This window comes from Mesorhizobium sp. B2-7-2 (genome assembly GCF_006440775.1).
Lineage (GTDB): Bacteria > Pseudomonadota > Alphaproteobacteria > Rhizobiales > Rhizobiaceae > Mesorhizobium.
This window is the reverse complement of the sequence record NZ_VFTZ01000005.1, coordinates 253,999-278,459: the sequence shown is the minus strand read 5'-3', so window position 1 is coordinate 278,459 and position 24,461 is coordinate 253,999. Positions and strand designations below refer to the sequence as shown.

Annotated in this window: 22 protein-coding genes and 2 tRNA genes; 11 read left to right on the top strand and 13 right to left on the bottom strand. The window is 62.9% G+C overall.

Features of this window, described 5'->3' with window-relative positions:
* Position 1: 1 nt before the first annotated feature.
* From FJ425_RS09835 to FJ425_RS09810, 5 genes are all read right to left on the bottom strand, one after another.
* The gene (locus FJ425_RS09835; protein ID WP_140723021.1) at positions 2-433 is read right to left on the bottom strand and encodes a cupin domain-containing protein; all 432 of its coding nucleotides are present in this window, start codon (positions 431-433) and stop codon (positions 2-4) included.
* 72 nt (positions 434-505) lie between these two features.
* Positions 506-2,122 carry a DHA2 family efflux MFS transporter permease subunit gene (locus FJ425_RS09830; RefSeq protein ID WP_140723018.1) on the bottom strand — a complete coding sequence of 539 codons (1,617 nt, stop codon included), beginning with the start codon at positions 2,120-2,122 and terminating at the stop codon, positions 506-508.
* Positions 2,119-3,309 (bottom strand): HlyD family secretion protein, encoded by a 1,191-nt coding sequence (locus FJ425_RS09825; protein WP_140723015.1) that lies wholly within the window; start codon positions 3,307-3,309, stop codon positions 2,119-2,121. Before FJ425_RS09825 ends, FJ425_RS09830 begins: the two co-directional genes overlap by 4 nt.
* 1,060 nt (positions 3,310-4,369) lie before the next feature.
* Entirely contained in the window at positions 4,370-4,861 is a 492-nt protein-coding gene (locus tag FJ425_RS09815) for a hypothetical protein (protein ID WP_140723012.1), read from the bottom strand.
* 282 nt (positions 4,862-5,143) lie between these two features.
* Entirely contained in the window at positions 5,144-5,425 is a 282-nt protein-coding gene (locus tag FJ425_RS09810) for a hypothetical protein (protein WP_181175858.1), read from the bottom strand.
* A gap of 242 nt (positions 5,426-5,667) precedes the next feature.
* Between FJ425_RS09810 and FJ425_RS09805 the strand changes: the two genes are divergently transcribed.
* On the top strand, positions 5,668-5,946 hold the full coding sequence (locus FJ425_RS09805) for a hypothetical protein (protein ID WP_140723009.1): 279 nt from the start codon (positions 5,668-5,670) through the stop codon (positions 5,944-5,946).
* 207 nt (positions 5,947-6,153) lie between these two features.
* On the opposite strand, the gene FJ425_RS09800 is transcribed toward FJ425_RS09805, so the two are convergent.
* The 4 genes from FJ425_RS09800 to FJ425_RS09785 form a co-directional block, all read right to left on the bottom strand.
* Positions 6,154-6,771 (bottom strand): class I SAM-dependent methyltransferase, encoded by a 618-nt coding sequence (locus FJ425_RS09800; RefSeq protein ID WP_140723007.1) that lies wholly within the window; start codon positions 6,769-6,771, stop codon positions 6,154-6,156.
* A gap of 13 nt (positions 6,772-6,784) precedes the next feature.
* The gene (locus FJ425_RS09795; protein ID WP_140723004.1) at positions 6,785-7,627 is read right to left on the bottom strand and encodes a sterol desaturase family protein; all 843 of its coding nucleotides are present in this window, start codon (positions 7,625-7,627) and stop codon (positions 6,785-6,787) included.
* 99 nt (positions 7,628-7,726) lie between these two features.
* Positions 7,727-8,797, bottom strand: a complete 1,071-nt coding sequence (locus FJ425_RS09790; protein ID WP_140723001.1) for a helix-turn-helix domain-containing protein — start codon at positions 8,795-8,797, stop codon at positions 7,727-7,729.
* Positions 8,798-9,138: 341 nt separating this feature from the next.
* Positions 9,139-9,213, bottom strand: a tRNA-Asn gene (locus tag FJ425_RS09785).
* A gap of 208 nt (positions 9,214-9,421) precedes the next feature.
* Between FJ425_RS09785 and FJ425_RS09780 the strand changes: the two genes are divergently transcribed.
* The 9 genes from FJ425_RS09780 to FJ425_RS09735 all read left to right on the top strand — a co-directional run bounded on the left by FJ425_RS09780 (position 9,422) and on the right by FJ425_RS09735 (position 20,817).
* Positions 9,422-9,682: a hypothetical protein gene (locus FJ425_RS09780; protein WP_140543177.1), complete on the top strand. Its 261-nt coding sequence runs from the start codon at positions 9,422-9,424 to the stop codon at positions 9,680-9,682.
* Between the two features lie 164 nt (positions 9,683-9,846).
* A tRNA-Cys gene (locus FJ425_RS09775) sits at positions 9,847-9,920 on the top strand.
* 92 nt (positions 9,921-10,012) lie between these two features.
* The gene (locus FJ425_RS09770; RefSeq protein ID WP_140722998.1) at positions 10,013-10,687 is read left to right on the top strand and encodes a protein-L-isoaspartate O-methyltransferase; all 675 of its coding nucleotides are present in this window, start codon (positions 10,013-10,015) and stop codon (positions 10,685-10,687) included.
* A gap of 186 nt (positions 10,688-10,873) precedes the next feature.
* On the top strand, positions 10,874-12,253 hold the full coding sequence (locus tag FJ425_RS09765) for a TolC family outer membrane protein (protein WP_140722995.1): 1,380 nt from the start codon (positions 10,874-10,876) through the stop codon (positions 12,251-12,253).
* Between the two features lie 265 nt (positions 12,254-12,518).
* Positions 12,519-13,304, top strand: coding sequence for a PopZ family protein (locus tag FJ425_RS09760; RefSeq protein WP_140722992.1), 786 nt, complete (start codon positions 12,519-12,521; stop codon positions 13,302-13,304).
* A 311-nt stretch (positions 13,305-13,615) separates the two neighbouring features.
* Entirely contained in the window at positions 13,616-16,399 is a 2,784-nt protein-coding gene (locus FJ425_RS09750; protein WP_140627235.1) for a valine--tRNA ligase, read from the top strand.
* A 363-nt stretch (positions 16,400-16,762) separates the two neighbouring features.
* On the top strand, positions 16,763-17,989 hold the full coding sequence (locus FJ425_RS09745) for an OmpP1/FadL family transporter (protein WP_140627237.1): 1,227 nt from the start codon (positions 16,763-16,765) through the stop codon (positions 17,987-17,989).
* Between the two features lie 289 nt (positions 17,990-18,278).
* On the top strand, positions 18,279-20,003 hold the full coding sequence (ilvD, locus tag FJ425_RS09740) for a dihydroxy-acid dehydratase (protein WP_140628166.1): 1,725 nt from the start codon (positions 18,279-18,281) through the stop codon (positions 20,001-20,003).
* Positions 19,990-20,817, top strand: coding sequence for a tetratricopeptide repeat protein (locus FJ425_RS09735; protein ID WP_095765008.1), 828 nt, complete (start codon positions 19,990-19,992; stop codon positions 20,815-20,817). The genes ilvD and FJ425_RS09735 overlap by 14 nt, the downstream gene beginning before the upstream one ends.
* Positions 20,818-21,240: 423 nt before the next feature.
* Here FJ425_RS09735 and FJ425_RS09730 read toward each other — a convergent pair whose 3' ends face one another.
* From FJ425_RS09730 to erpA, 4 genes are all read right to left on the bottom strand, one after another.
* Positions 21,241-21,534: a hypothetical protein gene (locus FJ425_RS09730; RefSeq protein WP_140627239.1), complete on the bottom strand. Its 294-nt coding sequence runs from the start codon at positions 21,532-21,534 to the stop codon at positions 21,241-21,243.
* Between the two features lie 71 nt (positions 21,535-21,605).
* Positions 21,606-22,400 carry an exodeoxyribonuclease III gene (gene xth / locus FJ425_RS09725; RefSeq protein ID WP_140627241.1) on the bottom strand — a complete coding sequence of 265 codons (795 nt, stop codon included), beginning with the start codon at positions 22,398-22,400 and terminating at the stop codon, positions 21,606-21,608.
* Positions 22,401-22,407: 7 nt separating this feature from the next.
* Positions 22,408-22,800 (bottom strand): VOC family protein, encoded by a 393-nt coding sequence (locus FJ425_RS09720; RefSeq protein WP_140627243.1) that lies wholly within the window; start codon positions 22,798-22,800, stop codon positions 22,408-22,410.
* Between the two features lie 4 nt (positions 22,801-22,804).
* Positions 22,805-23,152 (bottom strand): iron-sulfur cluster insertion protein ErpA, encoded by a 348-nt coding sequence (erpA, locus tag FJ425_RS09715; protein WP_140627247.1) that lies wholly within the window; start codon positions 23,150-23,152, stop codon positions 22,805-22,807.
* Between the two features lie 70 nt (positions 23,153-23,222).
* On the opposite strand from erpA, the gene FJ425_RS09710 reads away from it, so the two are divergent.
* Positions 23,223-24,452 carry a deoxyguanosinetriphosphate triphosphohydrolase gene (locus FJ425_RS09710; protein ID WP_140627249.1) on the top strand — a complete coding sequence of 410 codons (1,230 nt, stop codon included), beginning with the start codon at positions 23,223-23,225 and terminating at the stop codon, positions 24,450-24,452.
* Positions 24,453-24,461 lie beyond the last annotated feature (9 nt).

Here is a 24,461-nt window from a genome sequence, read left to right as displayed (position 1 = left end):
GCTACTGTTTCAGGATCGTGTTCTTGGCGCCTTGCTCGACCTGATCGATCACCAGCAGCTTCACCGGATCGGTGCCGATATTGGTGGCCTGGTGCCACTGGCCGATCATCTCGACGATGAAGTCGCCGGTCTGGTAGATATTGGCGGCGCCGGTCTCGACATTGGCGACCCTGAGCGTGCCTTGCTCGACGTAGGCATAGCGCGGGAAGGGGTGCTTGTGCACCGGCAGGGTAGCGCCGGGGGCTATCTGGTATGACGAGACTTGAACCTCGACATTCTTTTGCGGCAGCGTGATCGGCTGACCCGATGCGGTCGTCGTCTTCGCCGCCAGCGGCGTCACCACGACGGGGCTGTTCGAGCTGTCCAAGGCATTGGCCGCGGTCGCGTAGACGGCGGCTATCGCCAGCAGTGCCGGTATCGTGATGTTGCGCATAGTCCCCTCCAAATTGCCGCACCATCGCCCGATCGACATTGACCTACAAGCATCCTTTTGCAAGCGGCTCTGTCACACGGCGGGACTGTCCTGCCGTTTGGCTGTCCCGGACTTCGGCGGCCGCAGCAGCAGGGCGAGCGGTACGAGCAGCGCCGTCGCTACCGCGCAATAGAAGAAGACATCGACATAGGCGAGCAGCGAAGCCTGGCGGCCGATCTCCTGGCCAATCCAACCCACGGCCTGTTGCCTGGCCTCGGCCAGCGGCGAGCCTTCGGCGACGAAATGGTCCGTCACCTGGCGAAGCGTCTGCTGATAGGTGTCGCTCGACTGCGCCGTGTGGCTGACCAGCACCGACTGATGGAGCTGGGCGTTCTGGGCAATCACCGTGTTGGACAGCGACACGCCGATGCTGCCGCCGAGGTTGCGCGCGACATTGATCAGCGAGGACGCCTGATCGGTCTTCTGCGGCGGCAGGCCGACATAGGCGGCGGTCGAGATCGGGATGAACAGGAACGGCAGGCCGATCATCATGTAGACGCGCGCATAGGCGAAGAAGCCGAAGCTGGCATCGGGCGTCAGCGAGGTCGTGTGCCAGAGCGCGACCGCGACCACCGACATGCCCAGCATGATGAGATAGCGCGGCTGAACGATACCGGCGGCAAAGCCTGAAATCGGCATCAGCATCAGCATGGCGATGCCGCCCGGCATCATCGACAGGCCGGAAAGGGTGGCGGTGTAGTCGAAGGTCGTCTGCTGCAGCTGCGGCAAGAGCTGCGTGGTGCTGAAAAGCACCGCGCCGACCGCCATCATGACCAGGAACGACATGCCGAACTGACGGCTGAAAAGCAGGCGGATGTCGACGATCGGATCGCGCCTCGTCCACTCCCAAGGAACAAGCAGCAGGAACGACACCGCCGAGATCACGGCGAAGGTGGTGATGAAGGTCGATGCGAACCAGTCGTTGCGCTGGCCCTCGTCGAGAAAGACTTCGAGGCAGCCGAGCGCCATCGCCACCAGGATGAAGCCGATCCAGTCGACCTTCAACCCCTTGCTCAGCCGCTCGCGGCGCTCGCGCTCGAGAATGTCGGGCTCGATGACCAGCCATTGCACGAGCGCCAGCGACATGATGCCGAACGGCACATTGATGAAGAAGATCCAATGCCACGAGAAATTGTCCGTCAGCCAGCCGCCGATGGTCGGGCCGACCGTTGGCGCAACGATGACCGCAATGCCATAGAGGGCAAAAGCCTGGGAGCGTTTCTCCGGCGGGAACGTGTCGGCGAGGATCGATTGCTCGCTCGGCGCCATGCCGCCGCCGCCGAGCCCCTGCAGGATGCGGAAGGCAATCAGCGTCGGCAGATTGGGGGCTAGCCCGCACAGCAGCGATGCGAGCGTGAAGGTGGCCACGCAGATCATGTAATAGCGCTTGCGGCCGATGACGCTGGCGAGCCAGCCGCTGACCGGGATGATGACGGAGTTGGCGACGAGATAGGTGGTGATCACCCATGTGCTCTCGTCCATGCCGGCGGCCAGGCTGCCGGCGATATTGCGCAGCGCGACATTGGCGATCGAGGTGTCGAGCACCAGCATGAAGGTCGCGATCGAGACGACGATCGCAATAAGCCAGGGATTACGGCCGCCGGCCGCCGACCGGCTTTGGTCGCCCTGGACTGTTGCGGCATCGCTCATCTGACCTTGACCGTCGGCACCACAGACATGCCGGGACCGAGATAGACGCCGGGCGGCTGGTCGAAGACGATCTTGACCGGCACGCGCTGCACCACCTTGACGAAATTGCCGGTGGCGTTTTCGGCCGGGAGCAGGCTGAACGCCGTGCCGCTGCCGGCCTGGACGCTGTCGACATGGCCATGGAAGGTCTTTTCCGGATAGGCGTCGATGGCGATGTCGACGGGTTGGCCCGGCCGCATCAGGTCGAGCTGAGTCTCCTTGAAGTTCGCCTTCACCCAGACGTCCTTGGGCACGAACATCATCAGCACCTGGCCGGGCTGCGCATAGGTGCCTTTCGCCGCCGTGATGTTGGTGGCATGACCGGCGACAGGCGCCGTGATCGTCGTGCGGGTGAGGGTGGTCTTGGCCTGATCCTCGGCGGCCTCGGCCTGCCGAAGCTTGGCCTCGGCGCTCTTGCCCTGTGCCTGCAGAACCGCAACCTGGCTTTTCGCCGCCTCGGCATTGGCGTTGGCGGCATCGAGCGTTGCCTGATCCTGGCGCAAGGTCGAAGCGGCCTGCTGTGCCTGTTGTTGCGTCGCCGTGCCCTTGGCGAGCAGCTCGCGGTTGCGCTGGTCCTCGGATTTGGCGAATTCGAGCGCGGCCTGCGCCTGCGCCACCTGCTTTCCGGCGACATCGATCTTGGAGTTCTGCGCCTGGGTCTGGGCCTGGATGTTGGCGATCTCGGCCTGCGCCGCCGCCACGCCGGCTTCAGCCTGTTTGAGCGAGGCCTGATAATCGCTGTCGTCGATGCGCAGAAGCACGGCGCCGGCCTCGACCGGCTGGTTGTCGGTGACGGCAACGTCGGTGATGCGCCCGGCAATTTCCGCGCCGATCGTCACCGTGCGGGCGTCGATGAAGGCGTCGTCGGTCCATTCATAGCGCCGTGCGTTGATCCACCAGATGACTGCGGCCGCGATGACCAACAGGATTAGGATGGCAACGATCGCCGCTATATAGGGATGGCGTCTGATGAGGCCGGGTTTGTTGCCGTCGGACGAACCGTCATTCGCCTGCGCGTCTTGCGCTTGCGCGTCTTCGACGTGCTTGTCGTCGCCCGGCGGGCGTTGCTGCCGATCGGCCCGGGGCTGAGCCCGCGGTTCCTCCGTGGGAGCGGTTTCGCGCTCTTTTCTGTCAGTTTTTGCGTCCAAGGCAACGGATCCCAGATATCGTCGACCCCTCTCGCAGCAGGGTCAACGGGTGGTTTCCGCAAAGGTTCCTGTCGCCGGATGCCGTGTCTTGGTCCGATCGGCGGCCGTGAGCTCCCGCCGAAGGCATTGGCCCTCCAAATGGATGATGGCATCGTCGCTGCGAGAGTAATAAGATCGTCGCTGCGACCGAAACCTCAGGGAGGGGCTGCTCATGCAGTCTCCGATGGAAAAGAACACAAGCTCAACTCGGCCATTGCCGGGAGAAGCGGAACGTCGGGCGAGGCTGCAAAAAATGCAGGGGCTGCGAAGCCTGCGATCTTACGGCTCCTGCCTTCGGCTTGATCCAAGCGCCCAGTTTCACGATCTGATCGATTGTACCGCGCTGCTGGAACCGTTGAATGAAGGCGACGACGGGCATCGACGGCGAACCGCCGCGCTCCCAAGCCACATGGTTTGCTAGTCTCGCGCCGGCGCTGTCGGCCCTGGCAAGCAGCGGCGAACGCTTACAAGTCGGACGGCTGCATCCCTCAACAGGAGATTCGGGCCCATTCTGTTCGACCGCGGGGATAAGCTCAATCGACCCTAAATCATCGCGCGATCTGCCCGGTCCCAAGCCGCGCAAGGACAAGCAACGCGAAATCCGAAATGCTACCGCCCGACAAAGCCAACGACTGGGATCGGAACAAAGGTCCATGGTGACGGGGACAGCGTTGGGATCGAACACGACGAGGCCTAGCCGGCGACGACAGCGGGCCGGCACTTCGGAGAATCAGCCCGGCAAGGCTGGCGGGGTAGAACCAGTCAGGCCGGGCCTGACCAGCAAGGCTCGCAACGCCCCGGCTGAGATCGAGCCTATCAGCCCGACCCAAGATTCTTGCCATACAAATGGAGGATGCCTAGCCGGCCAGTGGGAACCAAGACCCGCCTTGCCAATAAGTCCCGACGGCTGTTCCTGGACCTACGGTGACGGAACTGCCCATGCGCGGTAGAGGCAGCGGTGATGTTTGGCGGCTGCAGCCATCTTGCCGACGGTGACTGGAATTCCGTTGCAGGCCGCCAATCAATCCAACGGAATTGGCTGATAGGCTGCCGGGTGCAAGCCGCGTTTGTACCTCGCCAAGATTTCCTCTTCGATTTCGTCGATCGCCAGCGTTAGTGCACGTTGATTGTTAGCGTCGACGTCAATGATCCACCGGCCGCGCGCCGTCAGCAAGCCGCATACGCGCGCCACGACAGTGGCCGACTGAAGCCTTTTGTCCAATCCGGTTTCGAACAAACGCTCGGCAAAGGTGTGGCTCTTCTGTCTCCGGTCAAGCCGCTCGATGAGAAGTTGCTCGCAGGCGTCGATTCTAACCACCACGTCCGACTCGGGGATGAAATCCAGCGCGTGAGCAAGGCACGTCTCATCTGCTGTTTCACTGAAGCAGGCGAGCATCGAAACCGCCTGAACGAAGGCTTCGTCGAAAATAAGAATTTCCTCGCTGGTGGCAGATTGGCGCCATGCGCGGGCAAGGCGGAGAACGTATTGACTTAGCCTGATGCGCCAGATCACGTTTGTGGGAGGCAGTGTGTGCACTAGGTTCGCGCGAATTCTGAAGTCGACGGCATTTGCGGATGGGTGACAAGCCATGCCAATCGAGCGTGCAGCCGCGCGAGCGACTCGACACATCGCAGTGACAATGCCGCCGGGGTCCAGCATGGATCGGTGAGCAGCCCGCCGGTCAGTGAGAACAATCCTTGCAGGGTGTCCGTGAGCCCGCAACTGTTCATAGAGCGCATGCGCACATGTCGTTTTGCCTGACCCAGCCGGACCTGCGAATTCAACAATCATGCGTTAGGAACCTTGCGGCTGGCCTGGCTGCATGTCGTATCGGGGGACCATCTTCGGCGACCGCAGCTCCTGAGCCATTTTCGCCGCCTGGAAGGTTGTCATCAGAACGTAGGTCGTTTCACCTTCGGTCGAGTTTATGGCCAAGACCACGCGGCCAATCTCGTCACTCATGGCGCAAGACCAGTCTTTGACAGCAATCGCTCGTTTCCCGGCCATTTGCCCTTGCCTTTCCTTCGCGAGGTTATTTGGCCTCGCGAGGACCAGCAATTTGGACTGAATGCCCATTCCGTTGGGCCTAACGTCGTTGCCTGCAATTAGTGAGCAATCGAGATGCCGGGCTTCAGATTGGCGGAACTACGGTGGCTAATGATCAGAGCCAGCGCTCCTGGAGCAGCGTGAGGCTGCACGGTCACCGTAATCCGGGCGTAACCGCCTTGCTTGTTTGCGACGCGTGGGAACGTCTCGAATGACTGCGCGTTCTTCCATCACGGTCGCATTTCATTGGGACCTAACCGGAGGATATTCAAATGAAAATGAAGGTGCTCTGCATGAGCGCAGTTGCGCTCGCAATGATGGGTAGTGCCGCGATGGCCGGAAATACATCCGCGCTCGATGACCCGGCCAAGATGTCGCCGTTCTTCACCGACGCTGGCATGAAAACGTTGAGAACCGAGGCGGATTTCAAGACTGCCTGGATGGCCATGAAGCCGGATGAGCGTACAGCGGTTTTGAAAGACTGCGGCGACACGACACTTAACAAGTCGCATGCGGACTTCTGCGCGATGGCCAAGAAGATGGGGGGCTGAAGCCTCTCTTCTATGAGCCCATCATACCGTTATCCCGCCATGGAATAATCGCCATGCGCTCGGGTGACGGGTTGAGGCGGTCGATTCCGCATGGATGCGGCCGCCTGTTCAAAGCCCGCTGCTTTTCCATTGGGGCGGCGGGTTTCTGGCGGGCGCCTATCCTAACTTCCCGTGAACAGAATATCCGGACTGCACCCGGCTTACCGATCAGCCATCGTTCGATGCGCGGCCCTCATACATGAACACCATTGGCCTCGGCCCTTTTGCATAGCCTGTCTCGAGTGCTGAGCATCTGAACCCGGCATCTTCGATGAGCTTTCCGATCGGCCGATTGAGATGGCAGCCGCCAGCGCAGCACTTCCAGAGCGGCGTGAGTCTGTCCTGCCAGCGGCGGACGGATTTGTCCGGTGAAAGACCATGCTCGACGAAAAGCAGCTGTCCGCCGGGTTTGAGCGCTCGCCGCATCTCGCAGAGAGCCCGGCCGACGCGTGGGATCGAGCACAAGGTCCACGTGGTCACGACCGTGTCGACCGAGCCGGTCTCCAATGGAATTGCCTCGGCGGAATGCTCCGTGACGGTGACCGGGAATGCGACGCTGCTTGCTGCGCGCCGCGCCATCGCTGCGAGGCGGGCCGAAGGATCGATTCCGATGACCTTGGTCACGCCCTCGGGGTAATGCGGCAGGTTGAGGCCGGAACCTATGCCGACCTCCAGCACGCGGCCCTCCGCAGGCGCCAATACGCGCCGGCGGTAGGGGAGAAGTTCGGCATTGCGCATCGACCCATGGACCAGGCGAGGCAGGATCATCTCACTATAAATGCCCATGAAAATGCTCCCGCTAACCCTTCGCCGCAGGCGCCGGTAGCTGCGGTGTAACCTGCGGTCGGCGTTTGTCGGCTTTGCCCGCTGCCTGGGCGAAGGCGGTGAGGTAAGTCGGATCCTCAGTGCCCATCAACCTGTCCCACCAGGTGAAATAGAGTCCGAAATTGTAGCGCGGCCTGGCATGATGCAGATCGTGATGGGTCACCGTGGTCAACCACTCGAACAGCGGCCGTCCATTCGGGCGCGCAGGAAATATCTCGTATCCGCAATGACCGACAGCATTACGCAACATCATGTGGGCGGTGAAAAGGAACACGGCGAGCAGGCTTGTCGGCATCAGGAGCAGCGCCAGCGGCAGGTAGATCGCGTTGACCAGCGCTTCGCTCGCGTCGAAGGCATAGGATGTCCAGGGCGACGGATTGTGCGAACGGTGGTGGAGCCGGTGGAACCATCGAAACAGCCCCGGCCGGTGCATGATCTTGTGAGACCAGTAGAACCAGGCGTCGTGGGCGACGATAAGCACGAGGAGGTTGAACACGAGATATGGCAGCCCGCGATCGAGCGGATCGCCGTAGATCGCCAGCCAGCCCAGCCGTTCCGACAGGGCGATGGCAAGGCCGACGAGCGAGAAGATGACTACAGTCCGTAGCGACGCGAGGATCTCGCGCGCCATTTGGCGCCAGTCCGGTCGCTCGACGCGAATCCTTCGACGGGCAAGCCAGCCGGCGAGCAGCGTGTTGACGATCAGGAATGTGCCGCCCGCCCCGGCGACATAGCGGATAAGGTCACCCTGCAGAATATAGGGGTAGACGAGGCTTGCGTAGCTCATGAGCGAAATCAGCAGGCATGTGTCGGACATCGGATGCTCCCTTCGGTGGAATACCGGAAGGATGGTTGGTCAAAGAGCGCGGATCGGGCTGCGCGCGATCACCGGACGCACAGCGATTTCCGGATTCGATCAGGAGTTTCCGGAATCGACGTGCCGCGCCAGCGCCTGCGCGCGGTAGTCGCTCGGCGTGAGGCGGGTCAATTCCCGAAACGCTCGGTTGAACGGCGCAAGCGAAGCATAGCCGAGACCGAAGGCGATGGAGGCGACCTGCTCGCGCGCTTGCTCCGGATCGGCCAGCCTGCGCTTGGCCTCCGCGACGCGGTGGTCGTTGAGGAAGGCCGCGAAGTTGCGGTAGCCGAGCCCCTTGTTGATGAGCCTGCGCAGCCGGTGCTCCGGCAGGGCGAGCTGGCGCGCGAGCGACCCTAGCGAAAGGTCGGGTTCAAAGCAGGAACCCTTTGAGATCACGGACTGGAGGCGCTGGAGTTCCAGCCTTTCGACGGGACCGAGCCGATCGGCGCGCGGCTGCGTTGCCGAAGGGGAGGAGACGAAAAGGTTCTGGCGGATCACGGTCGTCCAGACGGCGAAGGCAAGCGACAGTGTCGCCAGCATCGACGATTGAGCGAGGACGGTCCATTCCGGCAGCGGCTGACGAAGCCTGTAGAGTTCGCTCACGGCGATGATTAATCCTACCACGGGCAGCACGAGCGCGACGACGACGCGGAAACGTCGCCGGGAATCGACGAGGTCGTCCCCGAGTTCTCGAACCGCGAGGCTGACAACATGGATCAACAACAACACCACCACGACCTGATGCAGCAGCTCGCCCGCGGTGCGGCCCGGTCCCTCTGACCATTGCCGCATGCCGTAGAATACGAGGAGCAGACCGGGCGGCAGGGCATAGACATGCCGCCACGCGAAGTCGTCCCGAAACAGCGCGAGCGCGAACCACCAGAAGAACGCCGAAGCGAGCACGGCCGCGATGACAAGGGCCTCGGAAGGCAAGCCCAGCGCATCCGTCACGGGGCCGCTCGATGCGAGACCGTAGCCGGCGATGGAGACGGCAAAGAGGCTCCCCGCAGTCATCGCGAATCGCTGCGCATGCCATCGCAGGAACTGGACGGCAACGAGTAGGTTCAGCGCGACCGCACCCCCGCGCAGCAGCAGATCGACAATATCGAACGCCCCCTTCATGTGCATCATGTTAAGGCAATCAGCGTGTGGCGCAACGCCTTGGCGAGCAGTCGCTCACGCAGATCGTCGGGTCGGCGTGGATCATGTCGTCCGTCGTGATGGTACGAATGTGAGACAGATCGGCGGCTGCTCGATCGTTGTGGCAAAACGAAAACTTGGCGGGGGCGCCTACCTTCATTCGGCAATCGCCAGCATCTGAAAACAGATAACGATCAGACGTTTTCGGCCCTGTCGAGGACGCGCTTGACGGACATTGCCTTGAGGTTGAGCCTCGAGCGTGCGGGAATGTGGACCGCTGGGAAAGGCTTGGCCTTGAAAACGTCGAGATACAAGGCGTTCCGAGTGGAACTTGGCTCCCCGGGCCGGATTCGAACCAGCGACCAACCGGTTAACAGCCGGTTGCTCTACCACTGAGCTACCGGGGAACGGAGGCTCTAACGTGAGTGGCGCAGCCTATAGCAAACACCTTTCGGCTTTGCAAAGAAGCATTTCGCAATTTTTCTCCAGTTTTTGATGCGGCTATTTGTGCCATCGTTCGGCGCGCCCACATATGAAGGGCTTCACACCGGCACGGAACAAAGCGGCCGGTTGTCGTCTTGACATGGCTTAGACAGCAGATGGGATCTGGCTTGAATGACCGCAGCGGATGATGACAACACCCCGGCGCGGAAGATTTCGATCTTCGGCCGCGAGTTCACCATGCCGCGTTCGCGCGGCTGGCGAATCGCGATCGGCATGCTGCTTACGCTTGGCGGGCTTCTGGGCTTTCTGCCGATTCTCGGTTTCTGGATGATACCGCTCGGTCTGCTGGTTCTATCCTATGAATTCGCCATGATCCGACGCCACCGGAGGCGTTTCGTCGTCTGGTGGGAACGCCGGCGGCGGCCCGACTGAGAGCACGGGGCGGCTCCGCCGCGGCGATACCGAACCCGTGACAACCGATTGGTAATCACCACTTTGGCTGCTCCTTGCGAAAGCGCCGGGAAAGACGCGCGAGCGCTTGACGACCTTTGAGCGCCAACATAATGAGTTCGCTCGGAACGCCGGGAGCATTGCGAGGCCTCGTGGCGGAGTGGTTACGCAGAGGACTGCAAATCCTTGCACCCCGGTTCGATTCCGGGCGAGGCCTCCAGATGCTTGCGGGCTCCAGCGCAATCGCGCCGGAGCGGGGTTCCAGTCGAAGTTTTGGCCGCGCGCCTGGCGCGGGGAGCGGATTTTTGGGACATGAACGCTGATTTCTCCGAACGCCGCGTGAAGATGGTCGACGGCCAGATCCGCACCACAGACGTGACCAGCGCGCCGCTCATCGAAGCGATGCTGACCGTTCCGCGCGAGGCCTTTGTCGACGCCGGACAGCAGGACCTGGCCTATATCGACGAAGACATCCGCATTTCCGACGGCGCCAATGGCAGCGGCGCACGCTACCTGATGGAGCCGTCGCCGCTCGCCAAGCTTTTGCAGCTGGCCGAGATCGACGCGAGCGATTCGGTGCTCGATGTCGGTTGCGGCACCGGCTATTCCGCCGCGTTGCTGTCCAGGCTGGCGCGTTCCGTCGTCGCGCTGGAGAGTGATGCGGCGCTGGCGGAGGCCGCGAAATCAACACTTTCCAGCCTTGGCTGCCCGAACGTCACGGTCGTCACCGGGCCGCTGCCGCAGGGGCAGGCCGCCAAAGGGCCCTACAACGTCATCTTCATCGGCGGCAGCGTCGAGGAAGTGCCGCAGGCATTGCTCGACCAGCTCGCGGAAGATGGACGCCTGGTTGCGGTCGAAGGGCGGGGCAACTCTGGCGTGGCCCGGCTGTTTTTCAAGGCAGGGGGGGTTGTAACCGGAAGGCGTGCCTTTAATGCGGCAATTAAGCCACTACCGGGCTTCGAACGTGCTCACGCATTTGAATTCTGAGCGTTTTTGCCTTGCAGCGAAGGCGCTGTCATGATCGCTTGCGCCTGACAATCGTTGCTGATTTGTTGACCGGGCGTTTCCGGGAGGCCGTCAGCGGGGGAACGATAAACAACGCGGCGCTAGCCGATCCGTAAGGGGTGGGTTGGCGTGGCGTGGTTCCCATGCAAAACGAATGAGGGATATAACGTGCCGCCTCTACGCAAGAGTATTTTAGTAGCTATCCTTGTTTCGGCCACCGCGCTTTCGCCGCTGGCCGCCTCCGCCGAAACCATTACAGGCGCGCTCGCCAAAGCCTACCAGTACAATTCGCAGCTCAACGCGGCCCGCGCCGGCGTTCGCGTCACCGATGAGGGCGTGGCCATCGCCAAGTCGGGCTGGCGCCCGACCGTCACCGGTTCGAGCAGCATCGATTACACCAGCACCCACGCACAGGGCTCCACCCAGAACATCACCACGGGCAACTTCGGCATACAAATCAATCAGACGCTGTTCGATGGGTTTCAGACCAGGAACAATGTCGCTGCCGCCGAATCGCAGGTGAAGGCCTCGGTCGAAAGCCTGCGCAACACCGAAGAGAACATCCTGTTCAACGCGGCCAGCGCCTATATGGACGTGATTCGCGACCGCCAGGTCGCGGTGCTGACCGAGCAGAACCTGCAGTTCCTGAGCGAGCAGGCGCGCGCCGCCCGCTCGCGCTTCGAGGTCGGCGAGGGCACCCGCACCGACGTGGCCCAGGCCGATGCCTCGCGCGCGACGGCCGTGGCGCAGCTGAGCGCTGCCCGCGCGACGGCGCTGGCGAGCGCCGCCACCTATCACCAGATCGTCGGCGACGAACCGGGCAAGCTCAGGCCAGCCTCGCCGCTGGGCAAGCTGCTGCCGGGTAGCGTCGATTCGGCATTGGCCATCGCTTCCGTCGAGCATCCCGCCATTCTTGCCACACAGCATCTCGTCGATGCCGCGGCCTTTTCGGTGAAGTCGGCGGAAGGCGCGCTGCTGCCGCAAGTGACGGCCTCGGCCGGCGTTTCGGACAATTACAGCCACTCCGTTCCCGACATCAGGGGCACCAACGGCACCTCGACCTCGGCCAATATCGGCGCCACGCTGACCATTCCGATCTATTCGGGCGGCCGGACCTCGGCGGTTGTGCGGCAGAACAAGGAATCGCTTTCGGAGGCACGCATCCAGATCGACGTCACCCGCGATGAGGTGCGCCAGGCTCTGGTCACGGCATGGACGCAATACACCGCGGCGCGCGAAACGGTAGCTGCCAACAGGCAGGTGATCGATGCCGCTCAGCTGGCGCTCAACGGCGTCATCGAAGAGCGCAATGTCGGCCAGCGCACGACGCTGGATGTGTTGAACGCGCAGAACGCAGTCATCACCGCCAAGATCAACCAGGCCAGTTCCGAGCGCGACGTGGTGGTGGCGAGCTATGCCATTCTCCAGGCGATGGGCCGGTTGTCGGTGGATCGGCTGGGCCTGGCGGTCACCAAATACAGGCCGGAAGAGCATTACAACGCCGTCAAGGACAAGTGGATCGGACTGCGCACGCCAGACGGGCGCTGATTGCCGACAAGCATACTTCCTGCAAACGCCGCGTGTCCGATGGACGCGCGGCGTTTGTCTTTCCGGGAGGCTCGTTAGGCTGCGCGTCGCCTAATCTGTTGAAATCGAACGTGTCTCCAGATTGGGGATTCTCGGATGACGATCGGTCGGTTACGCTGTCTCCATTGATTCGAATTCCGGCCCGGGCAGGACGGAATTCTTGAACGGGTCAAGTTCTTGAGCAGGTCAAGTTCTTGGGCAGGTCACTAGGGCGGCGGATGTGACGATGGCGACGGCAAGCAGCGCGCAGCGCGAACCTTCCATGGAAGAGATACTGGCTTCCATCCGAAGGATCATCGAAGACAGCGACACCGGGCGCAAGCAACCGGCCGAGGCCGGCGAGCTGCGCCAGGATCTGGAGCCGGCCGCGGCTGGCGCGCCCGCTGTCGAGGTTGATGCCTTTCGTTCCGAATTGCATGCCGACGTCCGCAAGCCGCCGACGCTGGCGGAAGTCCAGGCGCAGCTTGCGGCGACCGATCCAGTGCTGCCGCGCGCCGCCCGCTCCGAGCCGGTGAAGACTGCGCCGACAGTTGAGCTCGAGAGCACTGCGCCGAGCGCGCATGCGGCCGCGAGCAAGCCGGCCGCGGCAAATGCGCCGCAGACGGCCGAGACCATTGTCGCCGACTGGCGGCGCGAAATCGCGGCGGTCGGCGGCAGCACGGTCACCGCGAGACCGGCCATCCGGGCCCCGGAAGCCGCGCCGAAGGCCGAGGTCGAGAAGGAAGAGCCGACATTCGAAGATTCCGTGCCTGTAGGCGCGTCCCGGGCCTCCGAACCGGAGGTGCAGCCGGCTCGGCCCGCGATCCTTTCCGAGCATGCGGGCCGGCAGGTCGCCGCGGCCTTTGGCGAGCTTTCCGATGCTTTTGCCAGCCGCGGCAAGAAAAGCTTCGACGAGATGGCCGAGCAGATGCTGCGGCCGATGCTTCAGGATTGGCTCGACAACAACCTGCCGACGCTTGTCGAAAGGCTGGTGCGCGAGGAGATCGAGCGCGTGGCGCGCGGGGCGCAGTAAGCTGGCGCAACAGGCAGCCCGGCAAGCGCCGTCCTGGGGCGGCGCTTTTGTCTAAGGCTGCTTTGAGCGGTTCAGCGTTTCTCGGAATCGCCGAACTGCTCAAAATCTTTGTTTCTGCGCAATTCCGGACGGAAAACCGCTACGCACTTGTTCTGGAATTGCTCCAGGGAAGCGCTGCTGCTCGCCCGGCCGGCATTGTCGCTGCTCGCGGCGGGCCTATCTGTGGAAGCGATCGCAGCGCTCGCGGTTGACTCGGCCAAGACCTTCCGATTTACACCGGACGCTTGTTCCCGACAGTTCGGACCTCCTCCATGCTTGATAAGACCTACGACGCCAAAGCCGTCGAGCCGAAGATCGCCAAAGTCTGGGAAGAGGCAGACGCCTTCCGGGCGGGCGCCGGCGCGGAGGAAGGGGCCGAAGCCTTCACCATCGTCATCCCGCCGCCGAACGTCACCGGCTCGCTGCATATGGGTCATGCGCTCAACAACACGCTGCAGGACATTCTCGTGCGCTTCGAGCGCATGCGCGGCAAGAACGTGCTCTGGCAGCCCGGCATGGATCACGCCGGCATCGCCACGCAGATGGTGGTCGAGCGCCAGCTCATGGAAAAGCAGATCCACCGCCGCGATCTGACGCGCGAAGAGTTCATCGAGAAAGTCTGGGAGTGGAAGTCCGAATCCGGCGGCGCGATTTTCAACCAGCTGAAGCGGCTCGGCGCCTCGGCCGACTGGTCGCGCGAACGCTTCACCATGGACGAAGGCCTGTCCAAGGCCGTGCTGGAGGTCTTCGTCACCCTCTACAAGGAAGGCCTTATCTACAAGGACAAGCGCCTGGTGAACTGGGACCCGAAGCTGCTCACCGCCATTTCCGACCTTGAGGTCGAGCAGCACGAGGTGAACGGCAATCTCTGGCACTTCCGCTATCCGATCGACGGCGAGACGTTCGACCCCGAGAACCCGAAGACCTTCATCACGGTCGCCACGACGCGTCCCGAGACGATGCTCGGCGACACGGCCGTGGCCGTGCATCCGGATGACGAGCGCTTCTCCGGTCTGGTCGGCCGCAACGTCGTGCTGCCGATCGTCGGCCGCAGGATGCCGATCGTCGCCGACGAGTATTCCGATCCGGAAAAAGGCTCCGGCGCGGTCAAGATCACGCCGGCGCATGACTTCAACGACTTCGAGGTCGGCAAGCGCCACAAGCTGCCGGCGATCAACATCCTGACGGTCGAAGCGGCCATCAAGCTGAAGGACAATGAGGACTTCCTTGCCGGTCTCGATGTCACGCCGGAGCGCCAGGCGGTGTGGGACGAGCTGGATGGGCTCGACCGTTTCACGGCCCGCAAGAAGATCGTCGAGCTGATGGAGGCCGGCGGCTTCCTCGACAAGGTCGAGCCGCACAGGCATGCCGTGCCGCATGGCGACCGCGGCGGCGTGCCGATCGAGCCGTTCCTGACCGACCAGTGGTACGTGAACGCCGCCGAGCTCGCCAAGCCGGCGATCGCCTCGGTGCGCGAGGGCCGTACCAACTTCGTGCCGAAGAACTGGGAAAAGACCTATTTCGACTGGATGGAGAACATCCAGCCCTGGTGCATCTCGCGCCAGCTCTGGTGGGGTCACCAGATCCCGGCCTGGTACGGACCGGACGGGCATGTCTTCGTCGAGAAGACCGAGGAAGAGGCGCTCGCTGCCGCCATTGAATATTACCTGGCGCTGGAAGGGCCGTGGAAAGCCTGGGTCGAGGATAAGCTCGAGAACTTCCAGCCGGGCGAGATCCTGACCCGCGACGAGGACGTGCTCGACACCTGGTTCTCGTCGGCGCTGTGGCCGTTCTCGACGCTTGGCTGGCCCGACCAGACGCCGGAGCTCAAAACCTATTACCAGACCGACGTGCTGGTGACCGGCTTCGACATCATCTTCTTCTGGGTCGCCCGCATGATGATGATGGGCCTGCACTTCATGGACGAGGAGCCGTTCCACACCGTCTATGTGCACGCGCTGGTGCGCGACAAGAACGGGCAGAAGATGTCGAAGTCGAAAGGCAACGTCATCGACCCGCTCGAGCTGATCGACGAATACGGCGCCGATGCGCTGCGCTTCACGCTGACCGTCATGGCGGCGCAAGGCCGCGACGTGAAGCTCGATCCGGCGCGCATCGCCGGCTACCGCAATTTCGGCACCAAGCTGTGGAACGCGACGCGCTTCGCCGAGATGAACGAGGTCGCGCGCAACGACGAGTTCTGGCTGAACGATGCCAAGCTGCCGGTCAATCGCTGGATCCTGACCGAGCTGACGCGCGCGGCGCGCGCGGTCACCGAAGGCATCACCAGCTATCGTTTCAACGAAGCGGCGGGCGCCGCCTACCGCTTCGTCTGGAACCTGTTCTGCGACTGGTACCTGGAACTGTTGAAGCCGGTGTTCATGGGCACGGACGAGGCCGCCAAGGCCGAGAGCCGGGCCTGCGTCGCCTTCGTGCTGGACGAAATCTACAAGCTCCTGCATCCGATGATGCCGTTCATGACCGAGGAGCTTTGGGCGCAGACCGTCGGCGAGGGCAAGGAGCGCTCGTCGCTGCTTTGCCATGCCGCATGGCCGTCGCCCGACTTCGAGGACGAGGAGGCCGCCGCCGACATCAACTGGCTGGTCGACCTTGTCTCGGGCATCCGCTCGGTGCGTTCGGAAATGAACGTGCCGCCGGCGGCGATCGCGCCGCTGACGGTGATCGGCGCCAACACGCTGACGCAAGAGCGGCTGGAGCGCCACGCCCAGGCGATCAAGCGGCTGGCGCGCGTCGGCGATATCGCGCTCGCCGATGCTCCGCCGAAAGGTTCGGCGCAGATCGTGCTCAACGAAGCGACAGTAAGCCTGCCACTCGGCAGCCTGATCGATCTCCAGGCCGAGGCCGCGCGGCTGCAGAAGGAACTGGCCAAGGTCACCGAAGAGATCGCGCGCCTGCACAAGAAGCTCTCGAACGAAAAATTTGTCGCCAACGCGCCGGAGGAAGTGGTCGAGGCCGAGCGCGACAAGCTCGCCGAATATCGCGAGGCACAGGAGAAGCTTTCGGTGGCTTTGACTAGGGTCCGCGACGCTGGTTGAGCGGCAAGATTCGCCCTCACTCCAAAGGCGCTTTCCGGTGCGTTAGCTGCCTCGAAAATGCGGCTGCCGCTACGTTAATTTTGACGTAAACGGAAAGTTTGCGCCCCATTGTTGCCATAATGTAACAATGGGGGCCGCCAACCCCAAAATCGGCTGTTTTTGCCCTGTTTTGGGGTGGTTTCCCCGGGTTTTTTCGATCGTTTTACGCCGGCTCGCGTGATTTAGGCGCCGATTGCGGCGTCGATGACCATGGCAAAAATAGGTGCTGTCAAGATGTACACGTACAACTCTTGAAATCGTTGTTGCGTCATTAACCCGAATTGGTTCTAGCTTGAGTCACTTGTATTTCGGGGAGGGATTTCCATGAACATCTTGCGAGTCAAAGCGCTGCTGGGGGCAGGCTGCTTTTCGCTGGCCATGATTGGCTCCGCGGTCGTCCCGGCGCATGCCGGCGGCCTGGAGCGCGGCGGCTACGACATTGATCTTCTGTTCGATCCGGCGCCAGTCGCGACGGAGGCGGAAGCCACCTATGTGATGCCGGATCGCAAATATAAGAATGCCACTGGCCTGAATGGTACTTTCAATGTTCTCAGTTCCACGGCGGATGGGGCCGAGCCCTATTGGGTACCGCGCATCGGCGTCAAAGCCCAAGTTGTTCAAGGGGTCGACTGCATGGTCGACTATTCACAGCCGTGGGGCGCCCACACCGCCCCTGGCGCGTCTTGGAACGGCGCGTTTTCGAACGTCGAAACGGATATCAAGAGCAACAACTACGCCGGTACCTGCTCCTACAAGTTCGATGCGGGGAAGGGTCAGCTCCGTTTTATTGGTGGCGTGTTCTACCAGGATATCTCAGGCTTCAAGGAAAGCTTGGTGGGTTTCAACCCAGTTGGGCCGTCGCCGATTGGCCGCGTCGACCTTGAGGCCAGCGGCTGGGGATGGCGCGCAGGCGTTGCCTATGAAATCCCCGACATCGCACTTCGTGCCAGCTTAGTCTACAATTCGCAGGTCAAGCTTGACAACATCTCGGGCACGCTGACCACGCCCCGTGGATCTCAGCCGATTTATGGCTCGACGCAGTACATGCCCGACTCCGTGGAGTTGAAGCTTCAGTCAGGCATCGCGCCCGGATGGCTTGCCTTCGGCTCGATCAAGTGGGTGAACTGGAGTGTGCTGCAAAGTGTTCCGATTTGCCCGACTCTTTTTGTTCCATCATCGTCGTGCTTTACGGGTTCCGCGGGCGCGGTCACGTCGCTCGATCTGATGTATCGCGACGGTTGGACTGTGTCCGGCGGTATTGGCCACAAGTTCAACGATCAGTGGAGCGCCGCGGGACAGCTCGCTTGGGATCGTGGCACGTCACATGGCTATGGCGCGCAGACCGACACCTGGACCCTGGGTGGCGGTGTTGCCTATACTCCAAGCCCGAACATCGAAATCCGCCTGGCCGGCGTTATTGGTGTCATGACCAGCGGCCACTCCGGAACTTTGGCGGGTGAGAATGGCTACGTCGCCGGTGAAGATGCCAGCTATGACTTCGGAAACGATCTGATCACCGCTATTAACGGTGGGATCAAGATCAAGTTCTAAGTTCCTGAAAATCCACTGAAAAGGCCGGGCAATGCCCGGCCTTCTTCGTTTTGCGATAGCGATTTCAACGCTGTCTCCCGACCCGCTGTTGCAAATCCGCGTCACAACCGGCGCCCGATACGATTGTGACGTTTTGGCAACAGTTTATGAACAACCCCCGCGCTAAAAGACTTGCCGAGGGAACTGCCCATTTCCCGCCATAAACCCGGAGCACCCGAGATATGTCCCGGGATGCGTGCCAGGTTGGCGCGGCGATGGGACCGGCCGCGGGTGTGCGGCAAGGACGATGATGGACGCCAAGGCAATCTCCAAGGCCAAGCTGCCCAGCCGCTACGTGACCGAAGGTCCGGCGCGCGCGCCCCATCGTTCCTATCTCTATGCCATGGGGCTGTCGGCGGCCGAGATCGCGCAGCCGCTGGTCGGCGTCGCCAGCTGCTGGAACGAGGCGGCTCCCTGCAACATCTCGCTGATGCGCCAGGCGCAGGTGGTCAAGAAGGGCGTTGCGGCCGCCAACGGCACGCCGCGCGAGTTCTGCACCATCACCGTCACCGACGGCATCGCCATGGGTCACCAGGGCATGAAATCGTCGCTGGTGTCGCGCGAGGTCATCGCCGATTCGGTCGAGCTCACCATGCGCGGCCATTGCTACGACGCGCTGGTCGGGCTCGCCGGCTGCGACAAGTCGCTGCCCGGCATGATGATGGCGATGGTGCGCCTCAACGTGCCGTCGATCTTCATCTATGGCGGCTCGATCCTGCCCGGCAGCTATCGCGGCCGGCAGATCACCGTGCAGGACGTGTTCGAGGCGGTCGGCCAGCACTCGGTCGGTACGATCAGCGACGCCGAATTGCTCGAGATCGAGCAGGCGGCCTGTCCTTCCGCCGGTTCCTGCGGCGCCCAGTTCACCGCCAACACCATGGCGACCGTTGCTGAAGCCATTGGCCTGGCACTGCCCTATTCCTGCGGCGCGCCGGCGCCATACGAGATGCGCGACCGCTTCAATTTCGCCTCCGGCGAAAAGGTCATGGAGCTGATCGCCAGGAACATCCGGCCGCGCGACATCGTCACGCGCAAGGCGCTGGAGAACGCGGCGACCGTGGTTTCGGCCACCGGCGGCTCGACCAATGCGGCGCTGCACCTGCCGGCGATCGCGCATGAGGCCGGCATCAAGTTCGACCTGTTCGACGTGGCGGCGATCTTCGAGAAGACGCCCTATATCGCCGACCTCAAGCCGGGCGGCAAATATGTCGCCAAGGATATGTTCGAGGCCGGCGGCATTCCGCTCCTGATGAAGACGCTGCTCGACCACGGCTATCTGCATGGCGACTGCATGACGGTCACTGGCCGCACTTTGGCCGAAAATATGGAGCACGTTTCCTGGAATGAAAGCCAGGATGTTGTGCGTCCCGCCAATCGGCCAATCACCAAGACAGGCGGCGTTGTGGGCTTGAAGGGCAACCTTGCCCCCGAAGGCGCGATCGTGAAGGTCGCGGGCATGTCGGAACTGAAATTCTCCGGTCCGGCGCGCTGCTTCGATTCGGAAGAGGAATGCTTCGAGGCGGTCACGCAGCGCAACTACCGCGAAGGCGAGGTTCTCGTCATTCGCTACGAGGGGCCGCGCGGCGGTCCGGGCATGCGCGAGATGCTGTCGACGACGGCTGCGCTCTACGGCCAGGGCATGGGCGGCAAGGTGGCGCTGATCACCGACGGGCGCTTCTCCGGCGCCACGCGCGGCTTCTGCATCGGCCATGTAGGGCCCGAGGCGGCGGTCGGCGGGCCGATCGGGCTGATCCAGGATGGCGACGTGATCTCGATCGACGCCGTGAAAGGCACGATCGAAGTGGCCCTGTCGGACGCCGAACTGGCGGACCGGGCAAAGAGTTGGAAGGCGCGCGAGACCGATTATCAGTCCGGCGCGATCTGGAAATATGCGCAGGCCGTAGGGTCGGCCCGCGACGGCGCGGTGACCCATCCGGGCGCCGCCAAAGAAACGCACTGCTATGCGGACATCTGAGGTGTTGAGGTCGTCTGTCTTTTCGGCACTGGTCGCTCTGGCGACCTTGGGCGCCGTTGGGCAGGCCATGGCCTTCGACGACAAGGTGTTCGACGACAAGACCGGCGTGAAGCCGCAGTCGAGCCCCTGGGCGGTGTTCCAGTTCGGCTTCTCCGCCTATAAGAGCGGCCATAAGGATCAGGCTGTCGAGGCCTATAAATACGCCGCCGAGAACGGCCAGATCGGCGCCACCTGGAAGCTCGCGCGCATGTATGCCGAAGGCGACGGCGTGACGCGCGACGATTACGCCGCCTTCAAGTTCTTCTCGGAAATCGTCGATCAGGATGTCGAGCCAGGCTCGCCGGAAGAAAGCTATGTGTCGGACGCGCTGGTGGCGCTCGGCGACTATCTTCGCAAGGGCATTCCCGGCACCCCGGTCGAGGAAAACGACGTCGCGGCGCAGGAATATTACATGCGCGCCGCCGCCAACTATCGCAATCCGAACGCCCAGTTCGAAATCGGCCAGATGTTCCTCAAGGGCGAGGGTGGCGTGAAGGCCAGCGTCAAGCAGGCAGGCCGCTGGCTGCAACTGGCGGCCGAGAAGGGCCATGCCGGCGCGCAGGCGACGCTCGGCAATCTACTGTTCCAGAGCGGCAAGGTCGTGCGCGGCCTGGCGATGATGACCGCGGCGCTGGCGCGGGCTCCGGCGGCCGACCAGCCCTGGATCCGCAACATGCAGGAAGAGGCTTTCGCCGCGGCCGGCGAGGCCGATCGCCGGACCGCGATCTCGCTCGCCGACGATATCTTGACCAAAGGCAACAACGGCGACCAGTAAGCGCAGGTTTGGCGATAGCGTGCGTGGCAGCTTGGCGCATGCATTGTCTAGTGCGGTTCACCGTTTCACGGAAACGGCGAAACGCACTATCTCTTTGTTTTTACGCAATTCCGGGCGGAAAACCGCTCACACTTTTCCTAGAATTGCTCTATTGCAGCGCTGGTCGACCCCCACTCCGTCTCGGCTTCGCCGAGCCACCTCTCCCCCGATCGACGGGGTAGAGGAAGGCGCCAAGCTTTCTTTCCTCAACGCTCGTCCAGCAAGGCTCCCTTCCTTTCCCTCCGGAGGGGGGAAAGGTGGCGCTGCGAAGCAGCGACGGATTGGGGGAACCACCTGGCAATCAAGCCTCAGGTCGATCAGTCGCGCCAGTCACAGAACATATGTGCATAGCGTAACCTGGATGGTGGGGAAATCAACAAAGCCTCAGTTCTCGGTCGGCTCCGTCGGCGCCTGGCCGGGCGTCGGGGTCGAGAGCGATGTCGGGTGCGGCTTTGGCGCTTCGCCCGGACATTCGTCCTTGATCCTGGTCCAGGACGTGTTGTTGAGAACCATGTCGCAGCGGGCGAGATAACTCTCGCCGGCCAGCATCAGGCACGCCGTCTCGCCGACGTTGAAGGATTTGCCGTTGGCAAGACAGGTTGGCGCCGCCAGCAACGGCGCCGGCGCGGCAAGCGCCAAGGCAAGGCCGGCTGGCCAGAAAAGAAATCGGATCGCCATTCAACCCCCACAGCAAGCCGCATCAAAGACGGGATTTGTGGCGATACTGGGTCCGGGAGCCTGGCAACGTCTCAGGCGGGCTGCAGGCTGAGGTCGACAGCGACCGGCACGTGGTCGGACGGCTTTTCCCAGGCGCGGACGTGCTTTTCCACCGAGGCCGACGAGAAACGGTTGGCGGCTTCCGGTGACAGCAGCAGGTGGTCGATGCGAATGCCGTTGTTCTTCTGCCAGGCGCCGGCCTGATAATCCCAGAAGGTGTAGACGCCGGCCGAGTCGGTCACGGCGCGCACAGCTTCGGTGAAGCCGAGATTCTTCAGCCGGCGAAAGGCCTGCCTCGTCTGCGGCTGGAACAGCGCGTCACCCAGCCAGTTTTCGGGAAACCGGGCATCGGCGGGTTCGGGAATGACGTTGTAGTCGCCAGCCAGCACCAGCGCTTCCTCGAGCCGCAGTCGCTCTTGCGCCCAGCGCTCCAGCCGCTCCATCCAGGCGAGCTTGTAGGAAAACTTCCGTTCATCGTCGACCGGATTGCCATTCGGCAGATAGAGCGAAGCGACGCGCAAGGCGCCCTGGTCGGTGGAAAAAACGCCTTCGATAAAGCGGGCATGGTCATCCGCATCATCGCCCGGCAGGCCGCGATTGACCTCGTCGAAGGGAAGCTTCGACAGAAGAGCGACGCCGTTAAAACTCTTCTGGCCGTTGGTCTCGACATTGTAGCCCAGCGCCTCGATCTCGGCGCGCGGGAACTGGTCGTCGACAGTCTTGATCTCCTGCAGGCACACGATGTCCGGCGCGCTTTCGGTCAGCCAGTGGGTGAGATTGCCGATGCGGGCGCGAACGCCGTTGATGTTCCAGGTGACGATCTTCATGAGGACCTCAATGCTCTTCGGGCGGCAGGCGTTCGACGAGGCCGATCGTATTGCCTGCGGGGTCCTTTAGAAAGGCCATCCATTCGCTTTCCCCCGCCGGGCCGAACCGCCCCTCGGTGTCGCGGTGGACGAGCGTCGGCGGCGCGGTGAAGGGAATGCCCGCGGCTTTCGCCTCGGCGTGGAACGCTTCGAGGCCGGCGATGTCGAAATAGACGGTGCCGGCCGGAACGCCGTCGGTGAAGAGGAGGCGCACATCACCGGCCAGTATGAACGCGATGCCGGGCGGATCGTAGCGAGCGTGCACGTTCAGACCAAGCACGTCGCGCCAGAAAGCAAGCGTCGCATCGAGATCGCGGCCAGCCGAGAGCGCGACCTGACGGACCGCGCCGATGGCAGGCATCGGACTATATGGAGAAACTCGTGCCGCAGCCGCAGGAGGCGACCGCGTTCGGGTTCCTGATCTGGAAGGACTGGCCCATCAGATCGTCGACGAAGTCGATCACCGAGCCGCCCATATAGACCAGCGACAGGTCGTCGATCAGAATGGTTGCGCCGTCCTTCTCGATGGCGACATCGTCATCGTTCGCACCTGCGACGAGATCGAATTTGTAGGAAAAGCCGGAGCAGCCGCCGCCTTCGACGGAAACGCGCAGCGCCGTCTTGCCCGGTTCGCCGGAAACAATCCTGGCGATCCGCTTCGCCGCGGCATCGGTCATTTCGACCTTCATGGCAGTCTTGGCATCCGCGCCCATCGGCGTCACCTTGCTTTCGGTTTCACATGATAGGTATGAAGCGGGCAAGCCTGAGTCAACTGGTGGGTCAATGGACGAGCGGCACGGCAAGGATGCTCTCGGCGACATCGGGTTCGGCGACCGGCCGCGCGCGGCCTATGCGAGCGACCCGGCGCGCTCGCGCGGACGCCTGTTCGACGAGCCGGAAAGCCCGACCCGCACACCGTTCCAGCGCGACCGCGACCGCATCATCCATTCCACCGCCTTTCGCCGGCTGAAGCACAAGACGCAGGTCTTCGTCGCGCATGAGGGCGATCATTACCGCACACGGCTGACGCATTCGATCGAAGTGGCGCAGATCGCCCGCGCGCTGGCGCGGGCACTGCGCGGCGACGAGGATCTCGCCGAAGCCGTGGCGCTGGTGCATGATTTCGGCCATACGCCCTTCGGCCATACGGGCGAGGATGCGCTCAACGAGAAGATGGCCGCCTGGGGCGGCTTCGATCACAACGCGCAGTCGCTGCGCGTCGTCACGCGGCTCGAGCGGCGCTATGCCGAATTCGACGGGCTGAACCTCACCTGGGAAACGCTGGAAGGGCTGGTCAAGCACAACGGCCCGCTGACCGACGCGAGCGGGAAGGGGCTCAAGGGCCCGGTGCCGCAGGCGATCCGCGACTATTCGGAGCTGCACGATCTCGAGCTCGACCGTTTCGCCGGCATCGAGGCGCAGTGTGCGGCGATCGCCGACGACATCGCCTACAACGCCCATGACATCGATGACGGCTTGCGCGCCGGCCTGCTGACGCTGGATATGCTTGGAGAGGTCGGTCTACCCGGCTCGATCCTGAACAGCGTGCGCGCCAAATATCCTCAGCTCGACGATGTGCGCACCGGCCACGAGCTGATGCGCCGGCAGATCACGTTGATGGTCGAAGATGTCATCGCATCGACCGCCGCCAATATCGAGCGCCTGAAGCCTGACAGCGCCGACGCGGTGCGCGCGGCCGGCGAGACCCTGGTGACCTTCTCGGCCAGCATGGCGGCGGCCGAAAAGGAGCTGAAGGCCTTTCTCTACAAGCATCTCTACCGGCATGCGGAGGTGATGCGCGTGCGGGCCGATGCCGAACAGATCGTGCGCGAGCTGTTCGACGTCTATTTCGCCGATCCGCGCGCCATGCCCGACGGATGGCGCGAAGGGCTCGACCGGGCGGAGGATCGCATCAAGGCGCGCAGCGTCGCCGACTTCCTGGCCGGCATGACCGACACCTATGCCTTGAAGGAACATCGGCGTCTGTTTGACCATACGCCCGATTTGAGCTAGGGCGAGCCT

Bases quoted from the DNA above. Each gene is read 5' to 3' on its own strand.
- FJ425_RS09835 (WP_140723021.1), bottom strand. From the start codon at position 433: ATGCGCAACATCACGATACCGGCACTGCTGGCGATAGCCGCCGTCTAC.
- FJ425_RS09830 (WP_140723018.1), bottom strand. From the start codon at position 2,122: ATGAGCGATGCCGCAACAGTCCAGGGCGACCAAAGCCGGTCGGCGGCC.
- FJ425_RS09810 (WP_181175858.1), bottom strand. From the start codon at position 5,425: ATGGGCATTCAGTCCAAATTGCTGGTCCTCGCGAGGCCAAATAACCTC.
- FJ425_RS09805 (WP_140723009.1), top strand. From the start codon at position 5,668: ATGAAAATGAAGGTGCTCTGCATGAGCGCAGTTGCGCTCGCAATGATG.
- FJ425_RS09800 (WP_140723007.1), bottom strand. From the start codon at position 6,771: ATGGGCATTTATAGTGAGATGATCCTGCCTCGCCTGGTCCATGGGTCG.
- FJ425_RS09795 (WP_140723004.1), bottom strand. From the start codon at position 7,627: ATGTCCGACACATGCCTGCTGATTTCGCTCATGAGCTACGCAAGCCTC.
- FJ425_RS09790 (WP_140723001.1), bottom strand. From the start codon at position 8,797: ATGATGCACATGAAGGGGGCGTTCGATATTGTCGATCTGCTGCTGCGC.
- FJ425_RS09780 (WP_140543177.1), top strand. From the start codon at position 9,422: ATGACCGCAGCGGATGATGACAACACCCCGGCGCGGAAGATTTCGATC.
- FJ425_RS09770 (WP_140722998.1), top strand. From the start codon at position 10,013: ATGAACGCTGATTTCTCCGAACGCCGCGTGAAGATGGTCGACGGCCAG.
- FJ425_RS09760 (WP_140722992.1), top strand. From the start codon at position 12,519: ATGGCGACGGCAAGCAGCGCGCAGCGCGAACCTTCCATGGAAGAGATA.
- FJ425_RS09750 (WP_140627235.1), top strand. From the start codon at position 13,616: ATGCTTGATAAGACCTACGACGCCAAAGCCGTCGAGCCGAAGATCGCC.
- FJ425_RS09745 (WP_140627237.1), top strand. From the start codon at position 16,763: ATGAACATCTTGCGAGTCAAAGCGCTGCTGGGGGCAGGCTGCTTTTCG.
- ilvD (WP_140628166.1), top strand. From the start codon at position 18,279: ATGGACGCCAAGGCAATCTCCAAGGCCAAGCTGCCCAGCCGCTACGTG.
- FJ425_RS09735 (WP_095765008.1), top strand. From the start codon at position 19,990: ATGCGGACATCTGAGGTGTTGAGGTCGTCTGTCTTTTCGGCACTGGTC.
- FJ425_RS09730 (WP_140627239.1), bottom strand. From the start codon at position 21,534: ATGGCGATCCGATTTCTTTTCTGGCCAGCCGGCCTTGCCTTGGCGCTT.
- xth (WP_140627241.1), bottom strand. From the start codon at position 22,400: ATGAAGATCGTCACCTGGAACATCAACGGCGTTCGCGCCCGCATCGGC.
- FJ425_RS09720 (WP_140627243.1), bottom strand. From the start codon at position 22,800: ATGCCTGCCATCGGCGCGGTCCGTCAGGTCGCGCTCTCGGCTGGCCGC.
- erpA (WP_140627247.1), bottom strand. From the start codon at position 23,152: ATGGGCGCGGATGCCAAGACTGCCATGAAGGTCGAAATGACCGATGCC.
- FJ425_RS09710 (WP_140627249.1), top strand. From the start codon at position 23,223: ATGGACGAGCGGCACGGCAAGGATGCTCTCGGCGACATCGGGTTCGGC.